The organism is Peribacillus sp. YIM B13481, assembly GCF_042787985.1.
Classification (GTDB): domain Bacteria; phylum Bacillota; class Bacilli; order Bacillales; family DSM-1321; genus Peribacillus; species Peribacillus simplex_A.
In genome coordinates this window covers 120,111-129,786 of record NZ_JBHZPE010000008.1, presented here as the reverse complement: position 1 = coordinate 129,786, position 9,676 = coordinate 120,111, and the positions used below count along the sequence as shown (strand labels likewise).

7 protein-coding genes are annotated in these 9,676 nt (G+C 41.0%); 4 read left to right on the top strand and 3 right to left on the bottom strand.

Annotated elements, in window-relative coordinates; translation table 11 throughout:
* Nucleotides 1–336 precede the first annotated feature (336 nt).
* On the top strand, nucleotides 337–816 hold the full coding sequence (gene rlmH, locus ACFX4X_RS07885) for a 23S rRNA (pseudouridine(1915)-N(3))-methyltransferase RlmH (protein WP_061465898.1): 480 nt from the start codon (nucleotides 337–339) through the stop codon (nucleotides 814–816).
* Between the two features lie 60 nt (nucleotides 817–876).
* Nucleotides 877–1,944: a dual-specificity RNA methyltransferase RlmN gene (gene rlmN, locus ACFX4X_RS07880; protein WP_061465897.1), complete on the top strand. Its 1,068-nt coding sequence runs from the start codon at nucleotides 877–879 to the stop codon at nucleotides 1,942–1,944.
* Between the two features lie 76 nt (nucleotides 1,945–2,020).
* Here rlmN and ACFX4X_RS07875 read toward each other — a convergent pair whose 3' ends face one another.
* A complete protein-coding gene (locus ACFX4X_RS07875) occupies nucleotides 2,021–2,353 on the bottom strand; it encodes a heme oxygenase (protein WP_377382801.1) in 333 nt (110 codons plus the stop codon).
* A 295-nt stretch (nucleotides 2,354–2,648) separates the two neighbouring features.
* On the opposite strand from ACFX4X_RS07875, the gene ACFX4X_RS07870 reads away from it, so the two are divergent.
* Nucleotides 2,649–4,097, top strand: coding sequence for a DEAD/DEAH box helicase (locus ACFX4X_RS07870; protein WP_318681576.1), 1,449 nt, complete (start codon nucleotides 2,649–2,651; stop codon nucleotides 4,095–4,097).
* A gap of 296 nt (nucleotides 4,098–4,393) precedes the next feature.
* Nucleotides 4,394–6,463 (top strand): catalase, encoded by a 2,070-nt coding sequence (locus ACFX4X_RS07865; RefSeq protein WP_089363713.1) that lies wholly within the window; start codon nucleotides 4,394–4,396, stop codon nucleotides 6,461–6,463.
* A gap of 65 nt (nucleotides 6,464–6,528) precedes the next feature.
* On the opposite strand, the gene pepT is transcribed toward ACFX4X_RS07865, so the two are convergent.
* Both pepT and ACFX4X_RS07855 read right to left on the bottom strand, forming a co-directional pair.
* On the bottom strand, nucleotides 6,529–7,764 hold the full coding sequence (gene pepT / locus ACFX4X_RS07860; protein WP_377382799.1) for a peptidase T: 1,236 nt from the start codon (nucleotides 7,762–7,764) through the stop codon (nucleotides 6,529–6,531).
* A gap of 199 nt (nucleotides 7,765–7,963) precedes the next feature.
* On the bottom strand, nucleotides 7,964–9,427 hold the full coding sequence (locus ACFX4X_RS07855) for an alpha-amylase (protein WP_377382797.1): 1,464 nt from the start codon (nucleotides 9,425–9,427) through the stop codon (nucleotides 7,964–7,966).
* Nucleotides 9,428–9,676: the final 249 nt, after the last annotated feature.

Here is a 9,676-nt window from a genome sequence, read left to right as displayed (position 1 = left end):
AATGAACTGGAGGGTAGAATTATTGTTGATAAAAGCATTTTTGTATACACTATAATGGCCATTTAGGAAAGTGGACCCTTGGGAAAATCAATTATAATCCTTATCGAAGCTGAACATAGGACCATCCACATTTTCACGATGAACATTAAAAATAAATGAAGGTTACCGTTGCCGCTTTCAGGGGCAGCGGTTTTTACTTTAAGGGCCATGGAACCCCCCATTAAAAATTGGCAAGGATATGCTTGTTTTGCTTATAGGTCACTCTAAGGTATGATATAAGATAGGCAAAAATCCAACAACTGAAAGTAAAAACATAATGAAAGTTAGAGGATATATATGAAAATAACGATTATTACTGTTGGCAAGCTAAAGGAAAAATACTTAAAGCAAGGAATTGCTGAATATACAAAAAGGTTAAGTGCCTATGCTAATATAGAACTTGTTGAAGTACCGGATGAAAAAGCTCCAGAGAACCTGAGTGCTGCGGACATGGATATCGTAAAGCAAAAGGAAGGTGAACGTATCCTGGCCAAAGTCAGCCCGGACACCTACGTAATAACGCTTGAAATCAATGGAAAACAGCTTACTTCCGAGCAGCTGGCCACTCAAATCGATCAGCTCGCCACTTATGGAAAGAGCAAAATTGCCTTTATTATTGGCGGGTCTCTTGGGCTTAGCACTGAGGTGGTTTCAAGAAGTGATTATGCCCTTTCCTTCTCTAAAATGACCTTTCCGCATCAATTAATGAAACTAGTTCTATTGGAGCAAATATATCGGGCTTTTCGGATAAATAGAAATGAACCATATCATAAATGAAAGAGTTAATTCCGGGGAATTTAAAAATTAAAACTTAATGAAATGAAAAGAGGGTAACGAATGAATAAAGAGTCCATTTATGGTTTAACATTCGAACAATTGACAGCATGGCTTTTGGACCATGGCCATAAAAAATTCAGAGCTTCCCAAGTCTGGGAGTGGCTTTATAGAACACGTGTGACGAGTTTCTCTGAAATGACGGATGTTAATAAAGAGTGCATAAAATTACTTGAAGAGCACTTTGTCATCCAGACTTTGACTGAGCACGTTAAGCAAGAATCAGCAGATGGTACGATCAAGTTCTTGTTTAAATTACAGGATGGAAACCTTATCGAAACGGTTATGATGAGACATAAATACGGTATTTCGGTTTGTGTCACCACCCAAGTGGGCTGCAATATTGGCTGCAGTTTCTGTGCCAGTGGATTATTGGCCAAAAGCCGTGATTTATCCAGCGGGGAAATAGTGGAACAAATCATGAACGTTCAATTGCATCTAGATAAATTGGAACAAGAGGATGTTGTAAGCCATGTTGTTGTAATGGGTATTGGTGAGCCGTTCGATAACTTTGAAAATATGATAGACTTTTTGAAGGTGCTCATGGACCATAAGGGTCTTGCTATCGCTGCTAGGCGGATCACTGTTTCGACGAGCGGTCTTGCCAACAAGATTTATGAATTCACCGATACTAAATTACAGGTGAATCTGGCCATCTCATTACATGCGCCGAATAATGAACTTAGGACACGAATCATGAAAATAAACCGAGGTATTCCGATAGAAAAATTAATGAAGTCTCTTGATTATTATTTAGAGAAAACGAATAGAAGAATTACGATTGAATATATCCTATTGAAAGATGTCAATGACCATCAAGAAGAAGCCGAGCAACTCGCCGACCTTCTTGATGACAAAAAACATCGGCTCTATGTCAACCTGATTCCATATAATCCTGTAGATGAGCATAGTCAATACCAAAGAAGTGAAAAAGAGTCGGTTCTCTCGTTCTATGATACGCTGAAAAAGAGAGGCGTAAATTGTAAAATCCGCCAAGAACATGGAACGGATATTGATGCAGCTTGCGGACAGCTAAGAAGCAAACAAATCAAGAAAGCTGAAGCCCAATAACTTACCAAGTGGGACCAAGCCATAAACCCCATTAAAAGAGGCCGCATATTTCGCGGCCTCTCAGGGTGTGATTTTATTATTTAGCTATTTCTTTTACCGAGGCGACTTCATACGTAGTTAGCTCGCTGCCTAGAATTGGAGATTCTTTTTTAGCTTCACCGGAACTTGGTTCAGGCCGTTTATGTGCAGCTTTGAATGCATCGCTATTTCTCCAAGCGGTAAAGGCATCAAGGTTTTCCCAGTACATGTTAACGCTTAGTTCATCGTGATCCGATAAGTTCTGCGTTAATAATACTTCAACTTTTACGAAGCCTTCCGTAGTATCAAGTGGACCTGGAGCAGTGAATCCTGGGGCCATGACTGCCCCCATACCTTTTTTGACTCTGATTCTATTCGTTACGATTATCATAAATCAGCACTCCTTTTGGATATCGGCTTTTAATCTACCCTGTTTCCGCTTTAATATCATACATATTTTAGCATATTGAAAGAAGCAGGGTCCATTTTGATTAATCAAGATCATTGAATCCGGAATGACCAACCTTTTTAATGATGATGAAGTTTCATTATATTGAAATAAGTCAATTGAATTTGGTTATTACAAGGTTTATCGTTTCATATCGCGTATAATAGAACCTTGTATAAGGAAATTATGATTACGGAAACAATAATGTAAGATACTAAATAACAAAAGAGGCTGTTATATGAATGAATTGAATTTTACTGATTATACATTAAGTGATGAAATTGTAAGGGCATTAGAAAGCTTGGGTTACCAACGTCCAACCGAAGTACAGCGCGAAGTGATTCCAGTGGCATTGAAAAGGCAGGATCTTGTCGTAAAATCCCAAACAGGCAGTGGCAAGACCGCTGCATTCGGCATACCGATATGCGAAATGGTCGATTGGGAGGAGAATAAGCCTCAGGCGCTTATTTTAACACCGACACGTGAGCTTGCTGTACAGGTAAAAGAGGATATTACGAATATAGGCAGATTTAAACGGATAAAGGCAACGGCGGTTTATGGAAAACATCCATTCGCTTTGCAAAAAGCGGAATTGAAACAAAAGAGCCATGTAGTCGTTGGAACCCCGGGGCGTGTTCTGGATCATATCGAGAAAGGGACATTCGTCCTGGAACGCTTAACTCATTTAGTAATTGATGAAGCGGATGAAATGCTGAATATGGGCTTCATTGAACAAGTGGAGGCCATCATTAAAGAGCTTCCGAAAGAAAGAGTAACCATGCTGTTCTCCGCTACGTTACCTGAGAGCATAAAAAAGCTTTGTAAGCAGTATATGAAAGATCCTTTGGATATTGAAATCAAGGCTAAGGGGTTAACGACCGAAAAAATTGAACATGCTCTTATTGAAGTGAGAGAGGATGATAAGTTTTCCCTGCTTAGAGATGTCACAATCACGGAAAACCCCGATAGCTGCATCATTTTCTGTCGGACGAAAGATAGGGTCGACCAAGTATGTGAAATGCTAATGGATCAGGAATATCCTTGTGATATGATTCACGGCGGCATGCTTCAGGAAGATCGTCTTGCAGTGATGAATGAATTCAGAAGAGGTGAATTCCGCTATTTGGTTGCGACAGATGTTGCTGCACGCGGAATTGACATCGACAATATAACCCATGTGATTAACTATGACCTGCCATTGGAAAAGGAAAGTTACGTACATCGAACTGGAAGAACGGGCCGTGCAGGTAAAAAAGGAAAAGCCATTACTTTTGTGACGCCGTACGAAGACAAATTCCTTACTGAGATTCAAGGATATATCGGTTTTGAAATCCCTAAGATGCCCGTTCCATCAAAAGAGGATGTCTCCAATAAAAAAATGGATTTCGAAGCAAAACTGGAAGCTCGTCCAAAGATAAAAAAAGATAAAAGTGAAAAATTGAATAAACAAATCATGAAGCTGTATTTTAATGGCGGAAAGAAAAAGAAAATCAGGGCTGTTGATTTTGTCGGAACTATCGCAAAGATTGATGGAGTGAATGCTGAGGATATCGGGATCATTACGATTCAGGATAATGTTTCTTATGTGGAAATATTGAATGAAAAGGGACCGCTTGTCTTGAAAGTGATGAAAAATACGAAAGTAAAAGGGAAACTTTTGAAGGTTTCAGAGGCCTTTAAGAACTAAAGGTGCCGAATAAAAAAGAAGCGGGAAGATGAAAATCTGTCTTTCCGCTTCTTTTTTTATTTGTATTTTAATATAATGAAAAATTGACCTTAAGAATATTACGTTACGTCCCCAGTGATTCAAAACTGGGGATTTTTTGTTTTTTGAAGACGGGAAGGATCTTTTTCTGAATTCTGTTTACCCGTCAAATGAGAGTGGTATATGAGGAAGGATTACACAATTGTTTCAAATTTTAAAGTAAGTACATACAACACGAATTAAACTGAATTTCTAAGACATGGAGGGGAATGAAAAGGATGAAAAAAGAAAATGAAAACGGAAGAATCAATGAACAAAGTAAGCAAAGACAGTTGGAACAATATCGAGTGGACGATAACGGGAAAAAGATGACGACTAACCAAGGTTTGCGCATTTCAGAGGATGAACATTCTTTGAAAGCGGGAACCCGTGGTCCAACTTTGATGGAGGACTTTCATTTCCGTGAAAAAATGACTCACTTTGACCATGAGCGTATTCCTGAACGGATTGTCCATGCGCGTGGTTCCGGAGCACATGGATATTTTCAGGTATATGAGCCGATGGCCGAATATACAAAGGCAAAGTTCCTTCAAGACCCTTCAGTCAAGACACCAGTATTTGTTCGTTACTCCACGGTAGCAGGTTCACGCGGATCGGCAGACTCGGTTCGTGATGTCAGGGGATTCTCTACAAAGTTTTATACCGAGGAAGGAAACTATGATCTGGTCGGAAATAATATTCCGGTATTCTTTATCCAGGATGCCATTAAGTTCCCGGATTTAATTCATGCGGTTAAACCGGAGCCTCATAATGAAATACCTCAGGCCGCGTCTGCCCATGATACCTTTTGGGACTTCGTTGCCAACAATGAAGAAACGGCACATATGATCATGTGGCATCTTTCTGATAGGGCCATACCAAGAAGTTTCCGGATGATGGAAGGGTTTGGGGTCCACACTTTCCGTTTTGTGAATGAAGAAGGTGTGGCCCATTTCGTTAAATTCCATTGGAAGCCTGTACTGGGAGTTAAATCCCTTGTCTGGGATGAGGCGCAGAAAATTGCAGGGAAAAATCCTGATTTTCACCGTCAAGATCTGTGGGAAGCAATAGATACTGGAAATTATCCTGAATTTGAATTCGGCGTGCAAATGATTAAGGAAGAAGATGAATTCAAATTCGACTTTGATATCCTTGATCCTACTAAACTATGGCCGGAAGAACAAATCCCGGTGAAAATAATCGGGAAAATGGTTTTGAATCAAAATACAGATAACTTTTTTGCAGAGACGGAACAGATAGCTTTCCATCCGGGGCATGTTGTACCGGGTATTGATTTTTCAAATGATCCGCTGCTTCAGGGACGTTTGTTCTCATACACCGATACCCAGCTATCCCGATTAGGAGGCCCAAACTTTCATGAGCTTCCGATTAATAGGACGGTTGCCCCCGTTCATAATAATCAACGCGATGGTATGCACCGAATGTCAATAAATCCCGGACCGGTCAGCTACCACAAAAATTCCCTTGCAGGTAACTCTCCAGAACCTGCTTCAGAAGAGGAAGGCGGCTATGCACATTATCAGGAAAAAGTCGATGGCAGGAAGGTCCGTAAACGCAGTGAAAGCTTCAAGGATCATTACAGCCAAGCTAAACTATTCTGGAATAGCATGACGGAAGTGGAGAAAGAGCATATTATTCAGGCTTTCCACTTTGAAGTGGGAAAAGTGAAAAGTAAGGACGTTCAGCAGCAAATTGTCGAGATGTTCAGCAATGTTGATGTCGAACTGGCAAAAACAATCGCTTTTGGAGTGGGAGTTAATCCTCCAACAAACAAGAGTGAAGTCAAAATGGATTTAGCTTCTCCGGCTTTAAGCCAGGAGCAAATGAAAGTGAACACGGCCGTTTCAAGAAAAGTGGCCATCTTGGCTGCAGATGGTTTCAACGGGTCAGAGGTTAATCAAGTCTTGGAATCATTTAAATCAGCAGGTATAACTACTGAAATCATCAGTCTTAATCGTGGAGTGATTACAAGTTCTGAGGGACAGCAGGCCGAGGTGAATCAGACATTCCTGACAGCCGATTCGGTACTTTTCGATGCTGTATATGTGGCAGGAGGCCAGGAGAGTGTCGATGCTTTAAAGGCATCCAAGGAACCAATTTACTTTGTTGATGAAGCCTACAATCATTTCAAAGCGATTGGTGCAGGAAAAGAAGGAGCCGAGATCTTATCGAAGGCAGGCATCGTTTCCAATGATCCAGCCTCAGGCATTGTAGCTGTTACGGATAATAATAGTGGTACTGCCTTTATCGAGGCAATTGCCAAGCACCGTCACTGGAGTCGCGCTTAATATTGGATGAAAAACCCCCAGACATGAAGTCGGGGGGTTTTTCAATAAAGTCATTTCGTATCTAGCTACTTCGCTTTTTCTTCAAGGAGCGAGGCAATGCCAACAATCACCTTTGTGGCCAGTACCATATTGTCGACGGAAATAAATTCATACTTGCCATGAAAGTTCTCGCCGCCCGTAAAGATGTTAGGTGTCGGCAATCCCATATACGATAATTGAGATCCATCAGTACCACCGCGTATAGGTGAGATTATCGGTTTTATACCGAGTTTCTCCATTGCTTCATGGGCAATATCCACGATTTCCTTCACGGGTTCAATTTTTTCCTTCATGTTGAAGTATTGGTCGTGTAATTCAAGCTGGATATGCTTTTGCCCATATTTTTCTTTTAAATCTTCGATGACTTTTGTCATATATTCCTTACGATCATTAAATTTTTGGCGGTTGAAATCCCTGATGATGTAAGAAAGCTTGGTCTCTTCCACATCACCGTGAAATGAAATCAGATGATAAAATCCTTCGTAACCCTCCGTATATTCCGGTGCTTCTGCCACTGGGAGCTTATTATGGAATTCCATGGCGATTTTAGCCGAGTTCACCATTTTTCCTTTAGCGGTACCAGGGTGAATATTCGTCCCTTTGATCAGGATTTTGGCCGATGCTGCATTGAAGCTCTCGTATTCAAGTTCCCCAAGCGGTCCACCGTCCACGGTATAGGCAAATTGGGCATTAAACGCATTTACATCAAACTTATGGGGTCCCCTGCCGATTTCCTCATCGGGAGTAAAGGCAACACGGATTTTTCCATGCTTGATTTCCGGATGCTGGATCAAATAATCCATGGCAGTCATGATTTCGGCAATGCCAGCCTTATTATCCGCTCCTAACAGGGTTGTACCATCCGTCGTTATCAAGGTATGCCCTTCATAATTCTTAAGCGAAGGGAAATCATCAGGTGAGAGGATGACATCCAATTTTTCATGTAAAGTAACATCTTTACCATCATAGTTGTCAACGATCTGCGGTTTGACATCTTTCCCAGTGAAATCCGTAGCTGTATCGATATGAGCCAAAAATCCAACTGTTGGGACATTCTTATCTGAATTGGCTGGCAAGGTAGCCATGACATAACCATTCTGATCCATTGTGACTTCCTTCATCCCAATTGATTGAAGTTCCTGGACCAATGTATTTGCCAAGGTTAACTGTCCGGGTGTAGAGGGGCATGAGGGATTTGCATCATTCGATTGGGTATCCACTTTAACATAAGAAGTGAATCTTTCAATGATTTCATTTTTCACGTTCCTTCAACTCCTTTTCCCTTATCTTACCATGATTGCTTCGAATGGAAAAATTATCTTTCCGTGGGTAACGATCCAATTGCATTGTGAAGGAAGGAATGATACTCCTGGGTTTTCAAGGGCGATGTCATCAGTAAAGAACAGCACATCTCCAAACGACATGCTGTTCCTTGCTATCTCATTTTAGAGTGGTGTCGTTTTAAGGTACATCATTTAATGCCCATACGGATACGCTTTTCCCATGAACGGGAAAGGTCGCGAAACCATCTGGTTCAATGATAATGTGGTCATCTCTATGATAGGTTAAATCACTCCAGGTTTCACCAGCTCGATGTTCACCGACGAACATCCTTTTTTCACTGTTGTGATCTCCATTTGAGATAATGACGGCACACCCCGAGCCTTCTAGCTCTTTAACCCCGAGCCGGACCCAGCCTATCGTATTTGGATCGTCAAAATAGTCCGTCTGTTCTCCGTAAGCTTTTTCATACCTAGCATATAAGAGACGATCTAGAATATCCTTTTTTCCAGGTACCGGAGAAGGCCCGCCGATTCCATAATAGTCCCCGTAAAAGACACAGGGATAACCGCAAAGCCTAAGCAAGATAAGTGCATATGCCGATGGTTTAAACCAGTCCTTTACCCAAGACTCCAGTGATTCATGAGGTTGGGAGTCGTGGTTGTCGACAAAAGTGACGGCCTGTGCCGGATTGGTTTGGACGAGGGTATCATCAAAGATGGTTGAGAGGTCGAAGTCAGTTCCTGCTTTTGAAGCCTCGTGAAATTTATAATGCAGGGAAACATCGAACAAGTTGAGGTCATGATTGGTTTGATCTAAGTAAGTTTGACAAGCTTTAACATCTGCCTTCCAAAATTCGCCGACCATGAAGAAATGTTCTTTTGTATAAGGAATGAGTTCCTTTAGAAATTCGTTGATGAATTCATAATCGATATGTTTAACGGCGTCCAAACGAAAACCATCACACTTTAACGTATCAACCATCCATTTTCCCCAGCTAATCATTTCCTGACGAACTTCTGGCAGACTGTAATCGATGTTGGCAAACATTAAATAATCATAGTTGCCGAATTCATCGATGACATGCTTATTCCAATGCTTATTTTCCCCTGTAATCCGATAAACACCCATCTTGTCGTTTTTGGCATCATAGTCCGTACCATTAAAATGAGTATGGTTCCACTTAAAATCAGAGTATTGATTTTTACGGCCTGGAAAATCGAATGTTGTCCAGCCTTCAATTTCAAATGGTTCTGAGATATCTTCCATGCGGTTGTCCGGATTGACTTCAATGACTTCAAATTTTTCGGTTCCATCAGCTCCTGCTTTGTGGTTCATGACTAAATCGATATAAACGCAAAGTCCGTAGTTATGACAGGTGGCTATCGCTTGAAGCAATTCATCTTTTGTCCCGTATTTGGTACGAACGGTTCCTTTTTGGTCAAATTCCCCCAAATCGTATCCGTCATATATTCCATATCCATTATCCCCAATGGATTGCCCTTTGGTAACTGGCGGAAGCCAAACGCAATCAATTCCTGTATCCTTCAACTTGGAGGCTGCATACCTCAATCTGTCCCAATGAGAACCATCCGCCTCAAGATGCCACTCGAAAAATTGCATCATCGTATGATTTCTTTTCATCCGTTCCCCCCCTGACACCGACACGTTTTGACAAAATTGAAGCTGAACGATCGGATAAAGTAATAGTGAAAATCTTTACCCTCTAATTTCAAATGATAAACAAGTAAACAATCCCTCTGAATAGAGGTTCATTTACCTCTCTATTTTACTATTTTATACCAAGTAAGGGTATTTTATATTGATTAGCAGCTAAAAATTAATAAAAGGTGGCGGAATAATCCGGTTAAAGTATAAGGAAGGCGGAAAACG

Coding starts and splice junctions, on each gene's coding strand:
- ACFX4X_RS07870 (WP_318681576.1), top strand. CDS start 2,649: ATGAATGAATTGAATTTTACTGATTATACATTAAGTGATGAAATTGTA.
- ACFX4X_RS07875 (WP_377382801.1), bottom strand. CDS start 2,353: ATGATAATCGTAACGAATAGAATCAGAGTCAAAAAAGGTATGGGGGCA.
- ACFX4X_RS07865 (WP_089363713.1), top strand. CDS start 4,394: ATGAAAAAAGAAAATGAAAACGGAAGAATCAATGAACAAAGTAAGCAA.
- ACFX4X_RS07855 (WP_377382797.1), bottom strand. CDS start 9,427: ATGAAAAGAAATCATACGATGATGCAATTTTTCGAGTGGCATCTTGAG.
- rlmH (WP_061465898.1), top strand. CDS start 337: ATGAAAATAACGATTATTACTGTTGGCAAGCTAAAGGAAAAATACTTA.
- rlmN (WP_061465897.1), top strand. CDS start 877: ATGAATAAAGAGTCCATTTATGGTTTAACATTCGAACAATTGACAGCA.